Source organism: Lachnotalea glycerini (assembly GCF_003201285.1).
Lineage (GTDB): Bacteria > Bacillota > Clostridia > Lachnospirales > Lachnospiraceae > Lachnotalea > Lachnotalea glycerini.
Genome location: NZ_QICS01000001.1, coordinates 371455 through 393290 on the forward strand (window position 1 = coordinate 371455; position 21836 = coordinate 393290).

Consider the following 21836-nt stretch of genomic DNA (forward strand, 5'->3'; position numbering starts at 1 on the left):
TTCATTTTGCTTCCTCTTAATCAATTGTATATATTTAATAAAATAAGAATCATATAATTACTATATACATTATGAAACAAATTATTTAAAGGAGAGGATATTATGAAGTGTACTAAAAATCATCGCTTAACTTATACCAAGCGGGCACAAAGAATAGTAAGTTCATTAACACTGGAAGAAAAAGTATCTTTGATGGGAGGAAATGTATCGCTTAAGGAAATGATGGCCGACTTAACAGCAGATGCAAATAACCATTATAATTACATACCGTATTCGGCAGGTGGAATTGAAAAGGCAGGCGTGCCACCAATGCTTTTTTGCGACGGTCCAAGAGGTGTGGTTTGCGGAACAGGAAAAAGTACCTGTTTTCCGGTATCCATGTTAAGAGGAGCAACCTTTGATACCGAATTAGAGGAGCAAATCGGCCACGCCATAGGAAAAGAAATACGTGCATTTGGAGGAAACCTGTTTGCAGGTGTTTGTATTAATCTTCCTTATAATTCAGGGTGGGGCAGAAGTCAGGAAACATACGGAGAAGAATCCTTTCATTTAGGAGAAATGGGAAGTGCTCTGCTAAGAGGTGTGCAAGATGAAAATATCATTGCATGCATTAAGCATTATGCCTTTAACCAAATGGAAATTTCACGCTTTAAAGTTAGTGTTGACTGTGACAAGCGAACAGAGCGAGAAGTATTTCTTCCTCATTTCAAACGCTGTATTGATGAAGGAGCCGCCTCAGTTATGAGCTCCTACAACCTATATCAGGGAATACAATGCGGACATCATGATTATTTATTAAATCAGGTATTAAAAGAGGAATGGGATTTTGACGGCTTCATCATGAGTGATTTTATATGGGGCGTAAAGGATACAGTAGAGGCAGCCAACGGCGGTCAGAATATGGAAATGTGCTGTACAGAGTTTTTTGGAGAAAAGCTTGTAAATGCGGTAAAAGAAGGTAAGGTTTCAGAATCCAAAATTAACGATGCAGCACTAAGAATTATCCGTACCCTGCTATGCTTTGAAGAGGCTCGTGAGAATAAACCGAATGAAAGTGTCATTGGATGCAAAGAACACATAGCACTGGCACTTCAAGCCGCCAGAGAAGGAATTACCCTGATAAAAAATGAAAATCAAGTACTTCCACTGGTCAAGAACAATACAAATAGAATCGTTGTACTTGGAAAGCTGGGAGAAAAGGAAGTAATCGGAGATCATGGCTCAAGTCAGGTGCATCCGGCCTACATCGTCACTCCGATACAAGGAATTGCAAATATAAGTCCTAAAACAGATGTCATTTATTACAACGGTGAAGATTTAGAACATGCTAAAAAATTGGCTGCTAAAGCAGATGCAGTTATTTTTGTAGTTGGTTATGATCATGATGACGAGGGGGAATTTATTTCGGAAGATCAAGATGACTCCTACACAGGTGCGATCGGGGGAGACAGAAAAGACTCTCTTGGGCTTCATCAAGACGAGATTACCTTAATCAATGAAGTAGGACCTGTAAATAAAAATTCTGTTGCAGTTTTAATCGGAGGCAACATGATTATGATGGAGGAATGGAAAGATAGCATAAGTGCTATTATTATGGCATATTATGCGGGAATGGAGGGCGGAACAGCCATTGCAGAAATTTTGTTTGGTGATGTTAACCCTAGTGGAAAGCTTCCTTTTGTTATTCCATTTAAAGAAACTGATTTGCCTCATGTAGATTGGGATACACAGACACAATGGTATGACTATTATCATGGTTATACCAAATTAGAAAAGGAAGGGATTCAGCCTTGCGTACCGTATGGTTTTGGATTATCCTATACAACCTTTGCAGTGAGACATCCTTCGTTTATGGCAGATGCTCAAACTATTACAGCCACTTGTGAAGTAATCAATACAGGAGACAGAGCCGGTACTGAGGTTATTCAAATGTATGTTGGATTTAAGAATTCTAACGTAGACAGACCTGTAAAAATATTAAGAGGCTTTCAGCGTGTCCGCTTAGATCCAAAGGAAATCAAACAAGTTTCAATATCCTGTCCCATCGAGCAATTATGCTGGTATAATGAAGAGACAAAATCAATGGAATTAGAACATATGGAATATGAAATCTATATTGGAACCAGCTCTGCAAACAAAGATTTAAGAAGTGGTGTATTCAGTCTGTAATATGAATAATATAGACAGATAAAACAAGGTATTGCATTATTGTAACTAAGTTATACTGGCATTCCTTGCAGTAAGTGGAACAAAAAAATAGAATAACGATACATGTTATATAAAATCAATCCCGAAAGCATTTCTAAAAATAGAATAGAATTGCTTTCGGGATTAATTTTATATTTAAAAAAATATTGGGTACAATCCTCAATAAGAGGTTTACTTTTATAACACCTATTGCTTATCATTATCCGTTTTATCTGTTTCAAAAAAATAGTAGCTTACATTGATAAAATATGTAATGATAAAAATGTTTAAAAACAACATTTAATCTTTAAAACAAACAATAAATAAGTTGACTTTTCTTTATATCGGTAGTATTATGTTGATAACAAATAAATTATGTTTATTTCAAAGGAGGATTTTGAGTGAAAGCATTAGTTAGATATGGGAAAGCATTTGGAGGTTACCGCTTTATTGATGTTCCAGAGCCGGTGTGCAAAGATGAAGATATTATTGTTGAAATCAAAGCAGCGGCCATATGTGGAGCAGATATGAAACACTACAAAGTGGAGAACGGTTCGGACAAATTTAATTCTATTCGTGGACATGAATTTGCCGGTGAAATTGTTAAAATTGGAAAAGATGTAAAGAATTGGCACGTTGGACAGAGAATAGTATCAGATAATACTGGTCATGTATGCGGTGTTTGCCCATCTTGTGAAACAGGAGATTTTATAACCTGTCCGGAAAAGGTTAACTTAGGCTTGGATAATAACAGATGGGGAGGAGGATTTACCAAATATTGTATCATACCTGGCGAAATACTTCGAATTCACAAACATGCAATTTGGGAAATTCCATCAAATATTACTTATGAAGAGGCAGCCGTAATGGATCCCATTTGTAATGCTTACAAAGCAATTGCACAAAGATCCAAATTATTGCCGGGGCAGGATGTTGTTGTTTTCGGAACCGGTCCCTTAGGATTGTTTTCTTTGCAGATTGCCAAAATTATGGGTGCTGTCAATATTGTTATGGTTGGATTAGAGGAAGATACCAAGGTTCGATTTGGTATTGCCAAAGAATTAGGAGCAACTCATGTTGTAAACGCCACTAAGGAAGATGTTGTGTCAAGATGCAGAGATATCTGCGGAAGAGATAATTTGGGTTTGGTAGTAGAGTGTTCAGGAGCCAATATTGCATTGCAGCAAGCAATTGCCATGTTAAGACCGAATGGTGAGGTGGTACGTGTAGGCATGGGCTTTAAACCACTGGAATATTCCATCAATGATATAACCGTCAATGCAATTAATATCATAGGTCATATGGGATATGATACAACATCCTGGAGAAATGCCTTACGCTTATTAGAATCAGGAGCCATTCAGGTAAAGCCAATGATTACTCATAGAATAGGGTTATCTGAGTGGGAAAAAGGGTTTGAAGCGATGGCAAATAAAGAAGCCATTAAGGTAATTATGCATTATGACTGTGATTAGCTGATTACAATTGCGATTGCTAAGAAAATAATTGCTATCTCTCTTTAGGGTGTTGAAATCTTTTAAATGGAAAAGGAAATAAGCTTTATTATAGTATGTGTAGAGACAAAAACTAAACTATTTTAGGAGGGTTATTTTATGAGTAATACTGTTCAAAAACCAAATTGTGGGGCAAGACTGGATCGTCTGCCAAACAGCAAATGGCATTGGTCTATGTTTGGAATGGTTGCATTTAGTTTATTGGTGTGTTGGAGTAATGCAATCGGAGGATTAGTTTTAGCTCAATTAAAGGAAATCGGATGGGCAGATAATAACATTAGTGCAACGTTTGTATCCTTAACAACTACTGGAATGTTCTTTGGAGCACTCATTGGCGGAATTGTAGGCGATAAAATCGGACGTAAAAGAGGTTTTTTATTATTTGAAACCATACATATTATTGCAATGCTTGTAGGTGCATGTTCACCTAATATGTCATTTTTAATTGTTTGCCGTTTTGTAATGGGATTTGGGCTTGGAGCTTTATTAGTAACATTATTTGCAGGATTTACAGAATACATGCCTGGGCGTAATCGTGGTACTTGGTCAAGCAGAGTTTCCTTTATAGGAAACTGGTCCTATCCTATTTGTTCTATCATTGCAATGGCTATTACTCCCGCAATTGCTGCTGCTATGAATTGGAGAGTGCAGTTTGTAGTACCATCCGTCTTGTCACTGATTGCTACCTTGATTGCATTAAAGAAATTTCCCGAATCACCAAGATGGCTAGAGGCACAAGGTAGATACGAAGAAGCAGATAAGATTATGACTGCAATTGAACAGTCTATTCAGAGTAAAACAGGAAAAGAATTAGAAACCATCACTTTGGCAACAGAGAAAAAAGAAGAAAAAGTAATTCCATTTTCTCATTTGTTTCAAGGAGCTTTATTAAAAAGGGTTATTTTAGGTTCTTTTGTACTAATTGCAATGAATGTGGTTCAATATACCTTGATTAACTGGCTTCCAACTATTTTTCTTTCTCAAGGAATTAATTTAAAAGATTCCATTGTTTTAAATACAATGAGTATGTTTGGTGCCCCATTTGGTATTTTTATTGCAATGCTGATTATGGATAAGATTCCACGTAAGGTAATGGGACCAGGGTTGTTACTTTTGATAGCAGGACTCGGTTACATCTATTCCTTGCAAACCAGTATGAGTATGCTTACCCTAATCGGTTTTTTTCTTATTACATTTGTATATATGTATGTTTGCTATGCTTCAGCAGTGTATGTTCCTGAAATATGGCCAACAGAAGCGAAGCTTCGAGGCTCTGGAGTTGCAAATGCAGTAGGACGTATCAGTGGAATTATTGCTCCTTATGCAGTTGCTAACTTATTAGACACAAAAGGAGTTACCGGGGTGTTTGTACTGCTTGGCAGTGTAGCTATAATTGTTGCAGTTGTTATCCTCTTTATAGGCGTTGAGACTAAGGGGGCATCTGTAGAAGAAATTGGTTCAGAAGCAGCTTAAAGATAAAGTAAAAAGGAGAGGAAAAAATGGATAATACAAAGGCAATTTTAGTAGTTCCGGGCACAATGGAAATAAAACCAGCAAGAGTGCCTATGCCAAATGAGGATGAAGTATTGATAAAAGTTGAGTATGTCGGTATTTGTGGATCAGATGTACATGGTTTTGAATCAGGACCATTTATTCCTCCATCCGATCCGAATCAGGAAATTGGCTTAGGCCACGAATGTTCAGGTACGGTAGTAGGATTGGGAGCGAAAGTTAAAAAATTTAAAATAGGAGACCGTGTCAATATTGAACCCGGTGTACCTTGTGGAAAATGCAGATTTTGTTTGGAAGGAAAATATAATATTTGTCCAGATGTAGATTTTATGGCAACACAGCCAAACTATCGAGGCACTCTGACCAATTATCTCACTCATCCAGAGAGCTTTACTTATAAATTACCAGATAATATGAGTATGATGGAAGGTGCACTAGTAGAACCAGCCGCTGTTGGGATGCATGCTGCAGCCAAGGCAGAAGTAACACCTGGGAAAAAAATAGTTATTTTAGGAGCAGGTTGTATTGGACTTATGACTTTGCAGGCGTGTAAAACAATGGGTGCAACAGAAATAGTTGTTGTTGATGTATTAGAAAAACGTTTGGAATTAGCAAAAAAGCTTGGTGCAATGGAGGTAATCAACGGTATTGAAGAGGATACTGTTGCAAGGTGCAAAGAAGTACTTGGAAGTTTAGGTGCAGATATTGTATTTGAGACAGCAGGATCACAAGTAACTGCAAGGCAAACTCCTCTGCTGGTGATGCGAGGTGGTAAGATTATGATTGTAGGAACAATACCGGGAGAGACACCAATTGATTTCCTAAAAATTAATCGTGAAGTTGTTATTCAAACTGTTTTTCGCTATGCCAATGATTATCCCACTACGATTCAAGCTATTTCAAAAGGAGGCTTTGACGTAAAATCAATGGTTACCCATATTTATAACTATAAGGATGTACAAAAGGCCTTCGAAGAATCAGTAAACTGTAAGAAAGACATAATCAAAAGTGTCATCAAAATGAAAAAATAGGAGAATAAAATATGTTAGGAAATATCAAATACTGGGAAAACAAAGCGCTTTTAGGTCATTATGCAATTCCACACTTTAATGTGTGGAATGCAGAAATGCTGATGGGAGTAATCGATGCAGCGGAGGAAGCAAAGGCGCCGGTCATTATTTCTTTTGGTACCGGATTTGTAGGTAATACTTCCTTTGAAGATTTCAGTCATATGATGGTATCCATGGCAAAAAAAGCATCGGTACCCGTTATTTTGCACTGGGATCATGGACGTAGTATGGAAATTGTACAAAATGCATACAATCATGAAATGAATTCTGTGATGAGAGATGCCTCTGCTTTCGAATTTGAAGAAAATATAAAATTAACAAAGGAAGTAGTAGATTATTTCCATCCTTTGGGAATACCTGTAGAAGCAGAGCTCGGACATGTGGGAAATGAAACCGTGTATGAAGAAGCATTAGCCTCTTATCAGTATACCAATCCAGATCAGGCAGCAGAATTTGTGCAAAGAACCGGCTGTGATTCGCTTGCTGTGGCAATCGGAAACCAACATGGAGTGTATACGTCAGAACCGAAATTAAATTTTGAAGTAATAGAAAAAGTAAGAGCTGCCGTAAATGTACCTTTGGTGTTACATGGGGCATCCGGAATCAGTGACGCTGACATAAAAAGAGCAATTTCCTTAGGAATTGCCAAGATTAATATACATACCGAGTTATGCCTAGCTGCAATGGACGCTATACAGGCAAATACAAATGACAGCTTTTTAGAAATTGAACGTAAAGTAAGAAGTGCCGTAAAAGAGCGTGCATTAGAAAAGATTGAGCTATTTGGTACAAAAGGAAGGGCGGAATAGGATTGGAAAAAACACTAGATGTAATTTGTATTGGAGCTGCTATCGTGGACATTCCCTTACAACCTGTCAGCAAGAATATTTTTGATATCGAATCTTATCCTCTGGATAAAATAGCAATGACTATTGGCGGTGATGCAATTAATGAAGCAACCATAATTTCAAGATTGGGATATCGAACAGCCTTAATGAGCCGTTTGGGAAAAGATGCCGTAGGGATATTTATTCAAGAAGCATGCATAAAAAATAATGTGGATATTAAAAGCCTACATATTGATGAAACAATAGATACCTCAATAAACGTTGGATTGGTAACCGAAGATGGAGAGCGTACCTTTGTAACAAATAGAAATGGAAGTCTGTGGAAAACTACAATCGAGGATGTTGATTTCTCACGTTTTCAAGAAGCGAGATTATTATCTTTTGCAAGTATTTTTAATAATCCTTTGATTAATGGAGCTGCCTTGGTGGAAATTTTTAAAAGAGCAAAGAAAAATGAGATGATAATTTGTGCAGATATAATTAAGGCAAGATTAGGAGAAACACTTGAGGATATCAAAGAAGCACTAAGTTATGTAGATTATTTTTTTCCCAACTATGATGAAGCATGCTTATTGACAGGCAGAACAAAGCTAGAAGAAATTGCAGATTGCTTTTTAGAATGTGGAGTTAAAAATATAATTATAAAGACTGGTAAGAAAGGCTGTTATATCAAAAATGAGAATGAAACCCTTGAAGTGCCTGCACAAAAAGGTATTCAGGCAATTGATACAATCGGCGCAGGAGATAATTTTGCTTCTGGTTTTATTACAGCTATATTAGATGGTAAGAACATAAAAGAATGCGCACAATATGCAAATGTGACGGCAGCGATTTCTGTTCAAAGCCTAGGAGCAACCACAGGGGTTGTATCCAGAGCACAGGTGGATCAGCAACTAATAGTATATAACAATGAACAACACGTGTAATTGCAAAAGTGCCAAACAGAGCTTTAGGACGGTGCATAAGCGTTACGGAGGAGATTAAATGAAAAAAATCAGATTAGGCAATGGAGATACACAAATATCACAAATTGGGCTTGGAACATGGGCAATTGGAGGCGGACCCGCTTGGGGAGGTGATAAAGATACAAGAGAATGTATCAATACCATTCAAGAGGCACCAAAATTAGGAATTAATTTAATCGATACTGCACCGGGCTACAATTTTGGAAACAGCGAAAAAATAGTTGGCGAAGCACTCAAAGGCATCAAACGGGAAGAAATTGTAATCATTACCAAGTGTGGTATCGTGTGGAAAAGAAAAGGAAGCTTATTTAACAAGGTAGGAGATACTCAATTATATAAAAATCTTTCAAAAGAGTCTATCCGTGAAGAAATTGAAGAAAGTCTGGAACGGTTGGGTATTGACTATATAGATGTATATATGACACATTGGCAATCTGTTGAGCCGTTTCTAACACCTATTTCAGAAACCATGGAAGTGTTAAACGATATGAAAAAAGAAGGACTTATAAAGGCTATTGGAGCTGCAAATGCCACCCCTGATCATATAAAAGAATACATAAAATACGGACAATTAGACATTGTACAGGGCAAGTATTCGGTGCTTGACAGAGAAATTGAAAAGGATTTAATTCCGATTTGTAAGGAGAACCATATTATTTTGCAGGCATATTCTCCACTTGAACAGGGATTGTTAACAGGTACGTTCCCAAGAGATTATGTTCCAGTAGGTGCTCAGTGCAATAAAAAATGGTTTAGACCTGATAAAATGCAAAAGGCAATGGATATGATGGAGAAATGGAAACCATTATGTAAAAAATACAACAGTAGTGTTCCAACTCTAGCTCTTGCATGGATCATTGCACAGGGTGATTTTATCAGTGTACTTAATGGTGCCTCAACTGTAGCGCAACTCAGAGAAAATGCAAAAGCAATGGAATTAGAAATAGGCCAAGACGACCTTGCATTGATGAGAAAACTAGCAGAGGAAGCAGATCAATAAAAAGTGGACAAAACATTAAAAATCTGTTTTTCAATAAAAATACTTTGAAAAGCAGATTTTTTATGTTATGATATTAAATATTAGATAGAAATGAGGTGAGTATATGGCAGCAAAAGATAGATTAGATTTAATTAAACAACTTGTGATGAATGAAAAAAAAGTGTTGGTAGCTAATTTAAGTGCACATTTTGAAGTGACGGAGGAAACCATTAGAAGAGACTTAGAAAAGCTGGAAAATGAAGGCTTTTTAACACGAACTTATGGCGGAGCCGTATTAAATTCTGAGAGTGGTTTTGAAGGTATTCATTTTTATAAAAGAACGACTACTAATCATGAAGCAAAACAGGCAATTGCAGTTAAGGCAATGGAACTAATAAAGAATAAAGTTACCATAGCCGCTGATTCCAGTTCTACTGTTATGGAAGCCTTAAAGCTGATAAAAGGAAATAATGAATTAACCATATTGACTAATTCAACAGAAGCGTTACGGGAATTAAGCCAGTCGGATATGACGGTTGTATCCACAGGCGGAATCCTTAATAAAAGTGCATTATCCTTGCAGGGCGCAATTACTAAAGCAACGATAAAGAATTATATTTTTGATGTTGTATTATTAAGTTGTAAAGGGCTTAACCGTGACAAGGGTGCCTTAGATTCTAATGAAGCTGAGGCGGAACTTAAACGTGAAATGTTAAAGCAGTCTAATGAGGTTGTACTTTTAATAGATCATAGTAAATTTGATAAAACAGCATTTTTAAAGTTATCAGATTTTGAACACATAGATTATATTGTGACAGATGCAAAACCAAGTGATGTTTGGATTGAGTTCTTAAAAAGCAAAAACGTAAAACTTATATTTTAGATGAACTGATGAAAAGAAAGTCTTTATTTATTACTGAAAAAGACTTTCTTTTTTTGTGTAAATAGACGAAAAACACAATAAATATTTGAAACAGACATAATACTGTTGACAAAGCAGAAAATATGTTGCAAAATCATAATATAGAATAATGTAAGGAGAGAAAATTTCTATAGGCAGTATTGGAGGAAAAAGCAATGAATCGTAATGCAAAAATTATTTGTAAATATTTAGGAATATCACTTTTTATAACAATATTACTAGGTGGATGCACAAAATATAATGAGAAACAAATAGAGCATAATGATTACAGCCAGGATGAAAGTCCAATATCAATTAAAGAAAGTAAAGAAGAGACGGTAAAGATTGGTGTTTTATTACCCATGAGTGGAGCACAATCCAAAGCCGGGCAAGAAGTAAAAGCAGCAATGAATATGTTTGTCGATATTATCAACGAAAGTACAGATGATATTGATATTCCACTGGCTCAGTCGCAAGGATTACCTAATCTTGGAGGAAGAAAAATTGAACTGGTATATGGAGATTTAAAGTCTGCTGATACTGCACTATCAGAAGCAGAGCGTTTAATTACCTCCGAAGGTGCAGTGGGTATTTGCGGTTTATTTAGTAGTGCCAATACAAAAACAGCTGCAGTATCTACAGAAAAATATGGTGTACCACTTATGTCTGAGGGTACTTCCCCCACACTTACACAAAAGGGATATGAATATTTTTTTCGCGTTTTTCCAGATGATACGATGTATGTTGAAGATTCTTTTCTATATCTTGTAGAACTAAACGAAACAAAGCAAGCAGATATTAAGACCGTGGCTTTGGTTTCAGAAGATACTGAATTTGGTAAGAACATAGCCAATGTAGAAAAGGAATGTGCAGAAAAATATGGATTTTCGATTGTGGAAAACATTACCTATAGCTCTAATGCTACTAATTTAATCAGTGAATCATTAAAATTAAAAAAGGCAGATCCAGATGTGGTTATGATGTCATCCTATATATCAGATGTCATTTTGTATATAAAAACCTTTAAACAGCTTAATTACTCGCCTAAAATGATTATGGGACAAAGAGGCGGATTTATGACAAGTGAACTCTTTACCGCATTAGGAAGCGATGCAGAGGGACTATGTTCAACCAGTGCATGGTCATTGGACTTACAGATACCATTAGTTGCAAAACTTGGTAATTTATATAAAGAAAACTATTCTGACGGAGTGGATATGATAGCTGATGTATTAAAGTGCTCCACTGACCTTTATGTGTTATGTTTAGCAATTAATCAGGCAGGTTCCACCGATGCCGATGCCATTAAGGAAGCCATGCTTAATCTTATATATCCAGAGGACAAGCTATTTATAGCCGGAACAGGTTTTAATTTTAATGAAGTTGGACAGAATGTAGGAACAAGTGCTTTAATATGCCAAATCAAAGACGGTAAATACCAAACGGTTTACCCAGATAGTATCAAAGCCTATGATGGACTGTTTCCACTTCCATCATGGGAGGAAAAATAAGAAAACGAGGTAGAATTATGGTAATTCAATGTATTTTTGAAGGGATAGTAATAGGTTCCATACTTGCTCTAATTGCAATGGGAATTGCATTAATCTGGGGAGTTATGAATGTACTAAGCTTTTCACAGGGAGAATTTTTAATGATTGGCATGTACATAACATTTTTTTTAAACAAAAAATGGGGAATTGATCCAATTCTATCTATACCATTTACAGCAATTTTAATGTTTTTGATAGGCTTGTTAATTTATAAAACTTTGATTCGAAAGGCACTAAAAGGACCAATTCTTTCACAACGATTAATTACATTTGCTCTAAGTATGGTATTGGTAAATGGAATGCTTATGCTTGTTACCAGTGAATTTCGGACAATTCAAAAGATAACATTTTCTGGAATCATTGACTTTGGTTTTTTAGTAATCAGTAAAGAAAAATTGGTGCCATTGACAGTTTCTATTTTGGTTACTACGGTCTTATTTTTCTTTATGAATAAAACAAATACTGGAAAAGCAATTCGGGCTACGTCTTTGGATAAGGACGCTGCAGAGCTGGTAGGAATTAATACAGAATTTTCTTATGCCTTAGCATTTGGAATTGCCAGTGCAATTGCAGGGATAGCCGGATGCGTCTTAGCTTATTATTATTATATTACACCTACAGCGGGAACCTCATTCTTATTATTTGGCCTTATTGCAGTTGCGTTAGGCGGATTTGGAAGTATTTTTGGTGCTTACATAGGAGGGATTTTAATGGGGCTTGTGGATGTGTTTGCGGGGGTTTATTTTAATACAGCATTTAAATATGTGGCAGTTTGTGTTTTATTTATGTTGGTTGTATCGCTAAGACCGAAAGGTTTGTTTGGAAAATAGGTTCGAATAAATATTAAGGAGAAAGGAAAAATAATGAGAAAATTCATTAATATAAATAAATACTTTATTGTGAAATTTCTTGCAGGACTATTAGCAGCTATTGTATTGCCTCTTTTTATAAAAACACCATTCCCCTTACATGTTATGATATTAATCTGTATCTGGGCGATTATGGGAATGGGATGGAATTTTATTGGAGGATATGCCGGGCAAGTCTCAAATGGTCATGCACTATTTTATGGAATAGGTGCCTATACATGTGGAATAGGCGTGAAAAATTTTGGTGCCAGTCCTTGGGTTACCATGTGGATTGGAGTTATGATTTCTATGGGTATAGCATTTGTATTAGGAGCACCCTTACTACGCTTAAAAGGGCATTATTTTGCTTTAGCAACCATGGCTATGGCAGAATGTGGACGCATTATCTTTTTAAACTGGAGCTATGTGGGTGGAGCAACGGGAATTGATTTTTTTGATAGATCAAAACCAAGTTGGTACACGATGCAGTTTACGTCAAAGTATCCCTATTATTATATATTTCTTTTCTTTGTAGCCTTGATTCTACTACTTACAAAAGGATTAGATAAATCAAAATTTGGTTATTATTTAAGAGCCATTAAAGCAAATGAAAATTCTGCACAAAGTGTTGGAATCCATACTGCAAAATACAAGTTACTGGCATTTATGCTTAGTGCAGGCATAGTAAGTTTGGCCGGAAGCTTATATGCAAATTATTTGCAATATATTGATCCGACTGTTGTGATGCCCTTGAATATATCTATGATGATTTGTTTAGTTGCAGTTATGGGAGGAATCGGAACAGTGATAGGCCCTTTGGTAGGAGCAATCGTGTTGACAATTATTTCAGAATACACAAGAGCAACCTTTTCTTACATCAATGGGTTTGATTTATTTGTTTATGGTGTATTAGTTATTATCATTGTGTTGTATATGCCAAATGGTCTCATATCTCTATTTAATAAGAAGCAAAAAAACAAGATTCTAACACCTCTGGAAATGGAGAGAAAATAAGATGAAAGTCATACTAGAAATGAAACATGCAACAAAAAAATTTGGAGGTCTTATCGCAAATGAAGATATTACCTTTTCAATTATAGAGGGAGAAATTATTGGAATGGTAGGACCAAACGGAGCAGGAAAGACAACCTTATTTAATTCCATTAGTGGTACACATTCACTCACCTCAGGACATGTTATATTTGATGGTACTGATATTACCAAAAAAAAACCTTATGAAATTTGTAAACTTGGTATCGGCAGAACATTTCAAATCCCACAAGCGCTCAATGAGATGAGTGTATTTGAAAATGTACTGGTGGCATCATTAAACAGACATCAAAGTATTTCGGCAGCAAAAGAACATACTAAAAAGGTAATTGCGATGTGTGGTTTAGCTTCCTTTATTTTTATGAATGCAGGAGATTTAAACGTAATGCAAAAAAAACGACTAGAGATTGCAAGAGCTTTAGCTACAGAGCCTAAGCTTTTACTGCTGGATGAAACAATGGCAGGATTAAGTGGAGTAGAGAGAAAGGAAGCCATTAATTTGATTCAACGAATCAGAATTTCGGGAATAACCATTTTAATGATAGAGCATGTGATGGAGGTGGTTATGAGCGTATCCGACCGAGTTGTTGTTCTTTCTTCCGGAAAACTTTTAGCAGAAGGGACACCGGAGGAAGTGACGCAGAACCAGCAAGTAATTCAGGCTTATTTGGGAGGATCGGTTCATTAGAACATTGCATTGGAAAGGAGATAAATGATATGTTGTTTGTAGAGCATTTAAGTGCGGGCTACGAGGGAACTCCAATTCTTTATGACCTGTCGTTTCACGTGGAAAAGGGCAAAATTATGGCTTTATTGGGTTCAAATGGGGCTGGAAAAACAACTGCATTAAGGAGTGTTGTAGGGAAGATAAAGCCTACTTCAGGAGCTATTTTATATGAAGGGAAATCCATATTGAATATACCTACCTATAAGATGGTGGAATTGGGAATCTCTATGATACCAGAAGGCAGACTTTTATTTGGGAAGATGACAGTTGCAGATAATTTGTGCATGGGTTCATATCGTGTAAAGAATAAGAGACTGATTCAAAAAGAACTGGAGGAAATTTATAATATATTTCCTAAGATAAAAGAACGAGAGAATCAGCTTGCTGAAACACTTTCCGGCGGGGAACAGCAGATGGTAGCAATAGCAAGAGGGCTAATGAGCCGACCTAAATTACTGATTTTGGATGAACCTTCCCTAGGGCTTGCTCCAAATATTGTGAAAGAAATGTTTGAATTTATTAAAAAGATTAATCATATGGGTCTTACAATCATTATTGTAGAACAAAATGCAATTGATACATTACAGTTTGCAGATTATGCATATTTAATAAATAGTGGAAAGAATGTTTTAGAAGGAACAGGTGAGGAATTGCTTCAGAACAAAAAAGTGAAAGAAATATATCTAGGTATATAATTCTTAAAGTTTATATAATCTAAACTTTATATGAAAAATAAAGGAAAATTGAACATAATAATATAGACAGATAAACAAGGTATTGCATTATCTATGTTTTTATGTTATACTAAATTTAATTCAACAAATAAAGAACCGTCTTTTTAAGAAGGGCTTTTGGCACTGTGCTAAATGGCATAGCTAAAAGCTCTTCTTTTTAACTTATCTAAACGATCCATATGAAAGGAGCTAACAATGCAACTAGAAGGAAAATCAATTCAACATATGAAATTTGGGAAAGGCATAGTAAAGGAATCGGGAGGAAAATATATTACTGTACAGTTTGAAGAGGGAGAAAAACAATTTTTATACCCAGACGCATTTTTTAAATTTCTTGTCTTTAATGATAAGAAAATGCAAGAAAAGATAGATATCATATTAGATGGAATGATATCAAAGGAGGAAAAAGATCGGGAAGCTGAAATAAGAGAACAGGAACGTGTGCATAAGATTCAAACTCTAAAAGTTGAGTTGAATTCTCAGGCTGCTTTTGGAATGATTCAGAATGCTAAAGAAAATGTGTTTGACACTTGGACTATATTTTCTGGTAATTATCTGAGTGGAAAATCAAAAGGAAAACCAAAACCTCCGTTAAAGCTTAAATTAAATTCTGCATGTTTACTTACAGAGTGTCTAGCGGGTGAAGCTGAAAGCAAAAGACGCATTATTGGTGCTTTTATGGTCAATGACGATTTTGTTGGTTCTAATTGCCAGGATGGAATTATCAAAAGTCACGAAAATTTTCGTATAAAACTTAAGACAAATGAGATGTTATCCTTTTGGGATTATTTTTCGAATGACGAAGGTTCTCAAAAATGGGGTGGCGCTGAAATGAAATATTTTACTAACATTAAAATGCAGCACATCTTAAATGATATACAAACTAAGATAACTGATTTGAAACGTCAACAATTAGTATCTGAATTTTATCAGTATTTTTGTTATGTAAATAGATTGTAGGACGATATAGCTTTTTTTAATTTAATATGATATAATAAATCAAAATAAAAACTAAATATAAAAGAACCGTCTTTTAATGGAAGGGCTTTTGGTATTACGCTATATAGCGTTGTATGGAAAGTCTTTCCTTTTTTAGTTTAGAAAGGAGAAAGAAATTTAAAAGTAATTATAATCATTTAAAACAGGAGGTAATAATGAACGTATTAAAAACAGAAATCAGAGATGCAAATGTAAAATCAAAAAAACTTAGAAGAGAAGGTCTTGTACCATGTTGTGTATATGGACCAAATCTGGAAAAATCCATATCAATCCAAATTAATAAAAGTAATGCAATGCAGCTACTTAGGAAAAAAAGAGAAGGTAATCAGGTAGAAATCGAAGTAAATGGAGAGAAAATGGTTACCTTAATCAATGAAATTTCATACAACACATTAAAAAATGAAATTGAACATATTAGTTTTCATGTATTAGACCCAAATAAAAAAGTAAACAGTGTGGCACAAATAGCTCTGTTAAATACAGATATGGTTTCAGGTATTGTTGAACAAATTTTGTTTAATATTCCATATGCAGCACTTCCTGAAGACTTCGTGGACGTAGTTTTCGTTGATTTAGCAAAAATAGGCAACAGTATAACCGTAGCCGATCTTGATATGTTTAAAAATAAGAAAGTTGATATTCTTATAGATGCGGATACTATGGTTTTAAAAATTGTTGAAAAAAAAATAGCAAGTCAAGGAATTGGTTAGCTGCTTAAAGATAAATCTAAGGAACAGATAATTCGAATAGAACGGCTTACCTGTACTTCGAAAGATACATAAATTTTAATTTTCATTTACCTCTTTGATTTATTCTTTCTTTTGCCTTATAATAAAATATTAGACGTAATTGATATTTTATAACACAATTGCAATGGAGGTAAAGATGAATAAAAAAGATGTATTTGAGTTGAAAAACCGATTTAAAAAAACAGGGTGTACATTTACAAAAATGTGTGGCTGCTACGTCAATGCTGCAAAAGAAACTCTGGTTAATTTTAATGAAACATTTTTAAACTTGGAAGAAGATGAATTTTATAAATATTTAGAGATTGCTAAAAAGACATTATCTGGTACAGTAGGAAATAATCTTATTGAATTAAATTTTCCCCTAGAGGAAGAAGATCAGGGTGGTAAGCAGCAATTTCTTATGGGACTTAGAGAAAGTAAATTAAAGAACGAGGGTTTGCTTGAAACTTTCTATCAGCTTATCATTGATAGCTATGATTATGCAGGAAATTATCTTATTCTTGTCTTTCATGATGCGTATGATGTTATAACAAAAACAAGTGATAATTCCAAATTAGATGAATCGGAAGAAGTATATGAATACTTATTATGTGCCATTTGTCCGGTAACATTAACAAAACCTGGACTCGGCTATTTGGAAGACAAGAATAAAATCGGACCGCGTAATCGTGACTGGGTAGTTGGTGTGCCGGAAACCGGATTTATTTTTCCTGCTTTTACAGAGAGAAGTACGGATATTCATTCTGCCATGTTTTATACAAAGAACGCATCGGAGCCCCATAATGAGCTAGTTGAACTGACTTTGGGCTGTCCTCCAAAAGCAACTGCGACAGAACAAAAAAACACCTTTCATACCATCATAAAAAATGCGATCAACGATTCAGAAAAAACTACAATAGTCATTGGTGAAATTCAAGAGAGCCTGAACCAAATAGTAGAAGAGCAGGCACAGATTTCCAAGGATAGCGAGGAGCCTGTAATTCTTACCGCAGAATCCGTTTTGGATGTTTTAACTGAAAGTGCATTGCCAAGAGATATTGCAGAAAAAATTCAAACCTCCTATTCAGAAGTTTTTTGCGAAGAACCTCCTGTAGTGGAGCATCTACTGGATAAGAAAATATTGGCAGAAAATGAAAAGAATAAGACCAATAAGGCACTTGTTGAGCAGATCAATATCTTGCAGGAGAGATTAAAGGAAACGGCTGTTTCTGCAGAGACTGCAGACAAGCAAAATATGCAGGAATTAAATACAGATGACGGATATGATATAATGCTTCAGGTAAAGGACGAAAAAATGGATCAAATAAAAGCGCAAATGCTTGATGGGAGAAAATGCATTATCATTCCCCTTGAGGAAAATGAACATGTAACGATAAATGGAATGACAGATCTATATTAGTAAGAAAAAAGTGTCTGCTTTGCAGACACTCTCGCGCCCACGCGGGTTGCGTAGCAACAACTTCCTATCCACGTGGTGTGCCTCCCCCAGAGGGTTTCTATAATAGGAAATTCTCGGAATTTCCTATTATAGAACAAAGCGGATAAGTCCGCTTTAGCTCCCTAATCCCTCACTCATGAAGGACTTGACCGCTTTGCCGCGCAGAATGCTGTTACGCAGTGACATTTTCCACCTGCATTCGTGCGCATTGTGTTTTTATTTCATAGGAATCAAACTTTTTTACGTTACCATAGCAAGGTATTTCCTATGAAAAATTAAATCAGGTGCAGCCTAATAAACAGCAGCGCCTGATTTAATTTTATTTAATGAAAGAATTTCACCTAAGCATTTTGATTCCGTAAATTCTAGTTTCATATTTTTATTGTATCAAAAAGTAACAGAGTGTAACACCATTCTTAAAACGCTATATTCAATTGCTGCCTAAAAAATTCTAAGACAATCTAACTATAAATGTAAAAATATTACACATTCAAGTAAAAAATCTACATTCCTATTTAATACTTGTTTTTTTATAATTAAGATATAAAATGTTTGGAGGAATGGAAATGAAAAGCAAATTGTTTTACATTTTACTAAGTGTTTCTATGTTAGCATCCTTACTAAATGGCTGTGGTTCGTCAAGTACATCTACATCCATAGATAAAAATGCTATAACAGAAACCAAAGAGAACTCTGAAACATCTATAGAAACCAAAGAGACTACATTAACACTGTGGAGTATTGCCACTGAAAGTGATTCCTTTAATCATGCCTATGTACAGGCAATTGAGGATTTTCAAACAGCAAATCCCGGCGTTACCATTAAAATGGAAACATATGAAAATCAATCCTACAAAACTAAAATAAAATCCGCAGTAGCCGCAAATGAGCTGCCCGATATTTTTTATACATGGGGAGGCGGTTTTTCTAAATCATTTATAGAATCCGGCAAAGTACTTCCGTTAGATGATTATTTTACGGAGGAATATAAAAAGCAACTTCCACAAGCAGCTTTAACCTATGCCACTTATGATGGAAAATTATATGGAACAACCTTTACCACACCGATTTCCGTATTGTTTTATAATAAGAAACTGTTTCAGGAAAATCAAATCGAAGTACCTGAAACATTTGATAATTTGATTGATGTTTGTGCAACCTTTAGAGGAAAAGGCATTACACCAATTGGCATCAGTGCAAAGGATACTTGGGTATTAGCTATGACACATGATGCACTTACCTTAAAGTATACAGGTCCTGATAAATTAGTAAACGCTTTGACAAAAAACGGACAAAGCTACGACGATCCTGATTTTTTAAATTCTGCAACAGCATTCAGTCAATTGGTAGAAATGGGAGCATTCAGTGAAGGTGCTGCTGGTCTTTCCAATGATGAAGCTACGGCTATGTTCTATGGGGAAAAAGTAGCCATGTTTATCAGCGGAAGCTTTTTAGCTGGCAGTATTCAGGAGAATGCTGACCATCCCGAGAATTTTGATGCTGTACCGGTACCAATATGCTCAGATAATGCAAAAATCACTGATTTTATGGGTGGTGCTGTTGACACTCTGATGGTAAATGCCCAATCGCAGAATAAGGATTTAGCAGCAAAAGCTGCATTTGAACTGGCAAGAAGCATTTCAAAATATGCTTATCTGGACGGTACTGGTGTCGCAGCCTGGGAGAAAGACTATGACGACAGTAATGTAAGTGATCTTTCAAAAAAAATAGCTGATTATGCAGCAAATGCAACTTCCTTTACTATTTGGTTTGATACATTAATGGATGCAGATGACGCAGGTGAATATTTGTCCCTGCTTCAGCAGCTATATAGTGCAGATATCTCACCAAACGATTTCACCAAAGCAATGGCAAATCAATTAGGCAACTAATTATGTTTTTATGAAAAACCTCCTTTGGGCAAAACAGTTATGTTAATTCTTTGTTCTGAAAGGAGGTTTTCATAATAAGGAGGGTTGTATGGATAAATTAAGAAAAAATAAACTTGCAGTTTGTTTGTTTTTACTACCGGCACTTATTCTTTTTACTCTGATAATTATCGTACCTATTTTTATGTCAGCATATTACAGTTTACTTGACTGGGATGGAATGACAAAGGGCGTATTAATTGGATTGAAAAATTACATAAATTTGTTTCAAAGCCCTTCAGCAGGCTTTGTTAAAACACTTGGAAATGCATTACTTCTAGCACTATTGTCAGTCATAGTTCAATTGCCGATTTCTTTATCTTTTGCTTTATTGCTTGCAAGGGGAATAAAAGGTGAACGCTTTTTTATTGCAGTGTTTTTTATTCCTGTACTTATTTCAACTGTCGTAATCGGTCAACTATGGCTTAAAATATACAATCCTGAATATGGTATTTTAAATGCTTCCTTGCGTTGCCTTGGGCTGGATGCTTTGACAAGGATTTGGCTTGGAGATAAACAAACTGTATTAGTTGCTGTATTTATACCAATCTTATGGCAATATGTCGGATACCATATGTTACTTATGTATGCCGGAATTAAATCAGTATCTTTGCAGTTAAGGGAAGCGGCCATGATTGATGGTGCAAGTTCCTGGAAAGTGAATCGTTTTATAATAATACCGATGATTAGACCTGTTCTTCGAATCTGTGTGATTTTTGCTGTAATTGGTTCGTTAAAGGCTTTTGATTTAATTTATGTTTTGACTAATGGAGGTCCGTCCCATGCCAGTGAGGTACCAAGTACTTTAATGGTAGACATGATTTTTAGTCGTAATCGATACGGCTTTGGCAGTGCAATTGCTCTATTTATTATATTTTTATGCTTCTTTTTTGCATTGCTGATTAAAAAAATTTTTAATATGAGGGGAGTTTTCGATGAAACGTAACATAGCAAAAAAGCCATTAAGTATTTTTTCTTACCTCATTTTAGCTTTTTGGACTTTTATTAGTATTTTCCCTCTTTACTGGATGCTTACTTTTTCCTTAAAGAGCAACAAAGAAATATTCGGTGAAAACATAATGGGACTTCCTAAAAAATGGATTTGGCCGAATTATCATGCAGCACTTACCACCGGTAGTATGGCAGTTTATTTTATAAACAGCTTTATTGTAACTGGACTTACAATAGTATTAACGGTAATGACATCGCTTATGGCAACCTACGCATTAACAAGGCTGGTGTGGAAGGGGCAAAAAACTATTAACAATATTTTTATGCTTGGTCTGACGGTTCCGATACATGCCGCGATATTACCCGTATTTATCATATTAAGAAATCTCCATATGACAAATTCGTATCAGGCTTTAATTATTCCCTATACAGCTTTTTCACTTGCCATGGCAATTATGATTTGTGAAAGCTTCATTGAAAATATTCCGCTTGAACTGGAAGAAGCTGCTTGTATTGATGGATGTGGGGTTTACAGAATTTTTTTTCGAATTGTATTACCGCTTATGAAGCCTGCATTTTCTACCATTGCCATTTTTACTTTTCTTCAAGCTTGGAATGAATTAATGTTTGCCGTTATTTTCATTAGTGATTCAAAATACAGAACACTTTCCGTAGGTATTCAGACTTTGTCAGGCTCATATACGACTGATTGGGGACCAATTGGAGCTGCATTGGTTATTGCAACCTTTCCAACACTGTTTGTTTATCTGTTTATGAGTAAAAAAATACAGAATAGTCTCATCGCCGGTGCCGTAAAAGGATAAGAAGATTTTTTGAAAAGTATTGTATTCTTTGTTAAAATAGAAGTAAAAAGGGGAAGGATACA

The 21836-nt window shown here is 35.5% G+C and carries 19 protein-coding genes; all 19 read left to right on the forward strand.

Going from position 1 to position 21836, the window contains the following annotated elements; genetic code table 11:
- The first annotated feature begins 102 nt into the window (after positions 1 to 102).
- The 19 genes from C8E03_RS01495 to C8E03_RS01585 all read left to right on the forward strand — a co-directional run bounded on the left by C8E03_RS01495 (position 103) and on the right by C8E03_RS01585 (position 21774).
- The gene (locus C8E03_RS01495) at positions 103 to 2169 is read left to right on the forward strand and encodes a beta-glucosidase (protein WP_110290091.1); all 2067 of its coding nucleotides are present in this window, start codon (positions 103 to 105) and stop codon (positions 2167 to 2169) included.
- 419 nt (positions 2170 to 2588) lie between these two features.
- Entirely contained in the window at positions 2589 to 3662 is a 1074-nt protein-coding gene (locus C8E03_RS01500) for a zinc-binding dehydrogenase (protein ID WP_110290092.1), read from the forward strand.
- A gap of 138 nt (positions 3663 to 3800) precedes the next feature.
- Entirely contained in the window at positions 3801 to 5174 is a 1374-nt protein-coding gene (locus tag C8E03_RS01505; RefSeq protein WP_094379773.1) for an MFS transporter, read from the forward strand.
- Positions 5175 to 5200: 26 nt separating this feature from the next.
- A complete protein-coding gene (locus C8E03_RS01510; protein WP_110290093.1) occupies positions 5201 to 6244 on the forward strand; it encodes an NAD(P)-dependent alcohol dehydrogenase in 1044 nt (347 codons plus the stop codon).
- An 11-nt stretch (positions 6245 to 6255) separates the two neighbouring features.
- A complete protein-coding gene (locus C8E03_RS01515) occupies positions 6256 to 7092 on the forward strand; it encodes a class II fructose-bisphosphate aldolase (protein ID WP_094379776.1) in 837 nt (278 codons plus the stop codon).
- A gap of 2 nt (positions 7093 to 7094) precedes the next feature.
- A complete protein-coding gene (locus tag C8E03_RS01520; RefSeq protein ID WP_110290094.1) occupies positions 7095 to 8057 on the forward strand; it encodes a carbohydrate kinase family protein in 963 nt (320 codons plus the stop codon).
- A gap of 58 nt (positions 8058 to 8115) precedes the next feature.
- A complete protein-coding gene (ydjG, locus tag C8E03_RS01525; RefSeq protein ID WP_094379780.1) occupies positions 8116 to 9096 on the forward strand; it encodes an NADH-dependent methylglyoxal reductase in 981 nt (326 codons plus the stop codon).
- A 103-nt stretch (positions 9097 to 9199) separates the two neighbouring features.
- Positions 9200 to 9958, forward strand: a complete 759-nt coding sequence (locus C8E03_RS01530; RefSeq protein ID WP_094379782.1) for a DeoR/GlpR family DNA-binding transcription regulator — start codon at positions 9200 to 9202, stop codon at positions 9956 to 9958.
- 194 nt (positions 9959 to 10152) lie between these two features.
- Complete coding sequence (locus tag C8E03_RS01535; protein WP_110290095.1) at positions 10153 to 11487, forward strand: ABC transporter substrate-binding protein; 1335 nt, start codon at positions 10153 to 10155, stop codon at positions 11485 to 11487.
- A gap of 17 nt (positions 11488 to 11504) precedes the next feature.
- Positions 11505 to 12356, forward strand: a complete 852-nt coding sequence (locus C8E03_RS01540) for a branched-chain amino acid ABC transporter permease (RefSeq protein ID WP_110290096.1) — start codon at positions 11505 to 11507, stop codon at positions 12354 to 12356.
- Positions 12357 to 12389: 33 nt separating this feature from the next.
- On the forward strand, positions 12390 to 13388 hold the full coding sequence (locus C8E03_RS01545) for a branched-chain amino acid ABC transporter permease (RefSeq protein WP_094379788.1): 999 nt from the start codon (positions 12390 to 12392) through the stop codon (positions 13386 to 13388).
- A 1-nt stretch (position 13389) separates the two neighbouring features.
- A complete protein-coding gene (locus C8E03_RS01550) occupies positions 13390 to 14112 on the forward strand; it encodes an ABC transporter ATP-binding protein (protein WP_094379790.1) in 723 nt (240 codons plus the stop codon).
- Positions 14113 to 14141: 29 nt separating this feature from the next.
- On the forward strand, positions 14142 to 14846 hold the full coding sequence (locus C8E03_RS01555; RefSeq protein WP_110290097.1) for an ABC transporter ATP-binding protein: 705 nt from the start codon (positions 14142 to 14144) through the stop codon (positions 14844 to 14846).
- Positions 14847 to 15080: 234 nt separating this feature from the next.
- The gene (locus tag C8E03_RS01560; protein WP_110290098.1) at positions 15081 to 15845 is read left to right on the forward strand and encodes a hypothetical protein; all 765 of its coding nucleotides are present in this window, start codon (positions 15081 to 15083) and stop codon (positions 15843 to 15845) included.
- Between the two features lie 194 nt (positions 15846 to 16039).
- On the forward strand, positions 16040 to 16594 hold the full coding sequence (locus C8E03_RS01565; protein WP_170122861.1) for a 50S ribosomal protein L25/general stress protein Ctc: 555 nt from the start codon (positions 16040 to 16042) through the stop codon (positions 16592 to 16594).
- Positions 16595 to 16769: 175 nt separating this feature from the next.
- Positions 16770 to 18032: a DUF4317 domain-containing protein gene (locus tag C8E03_RS01570; protein WP_094379798.1), complete on the forward strand. Its 1263-nt coding sequence runs from the start codon at positions 16770 to 16772 to the stop codon at positions 18030 to 18032.
- Between the two features lie 605 nt (positions 18033 to 18637).
- On the forward strand, positions 18638 to 19963 hold the full coding sequence (locus tag C8E03_RS01575; protein WP_110290099.1) for an extracellular solute-binding protein: 1326 nt from the start codon (positions 18638 to 18640) through the stop codon (positions 19961 to 19963).
- A gap of 88 nt (positions 19964 to 20051) precedes the next feature.
- Complete coding sequence (locus C8E03_RS01580; protein ID WP_094379802.1) at positions 20052 to 20945, forward strand: carbohydrate ABC transporter permease; 894 nt, start codon at positions 20052 to 20054, stop codon at positions 20943 to 20945.
- Positions 20935 to 21774 (forward strand): carbohydrate ABC transporter permease, encoded by an 840-nt coding sequence (locus tag C8E03_RS01585; RefSeq protein WP_110290100.1) that lies wholly within the window; start codon positions 20935 to 20937, stop codon positions 21772 to 21774. The genes C8E03_RS01580 and C8E03_RS01585 overlap by 11 nt, the downstream gene beginning before the upstream one ends.
- Positions 21775 to 21836 lie beyond the last annotated feature (62 nt).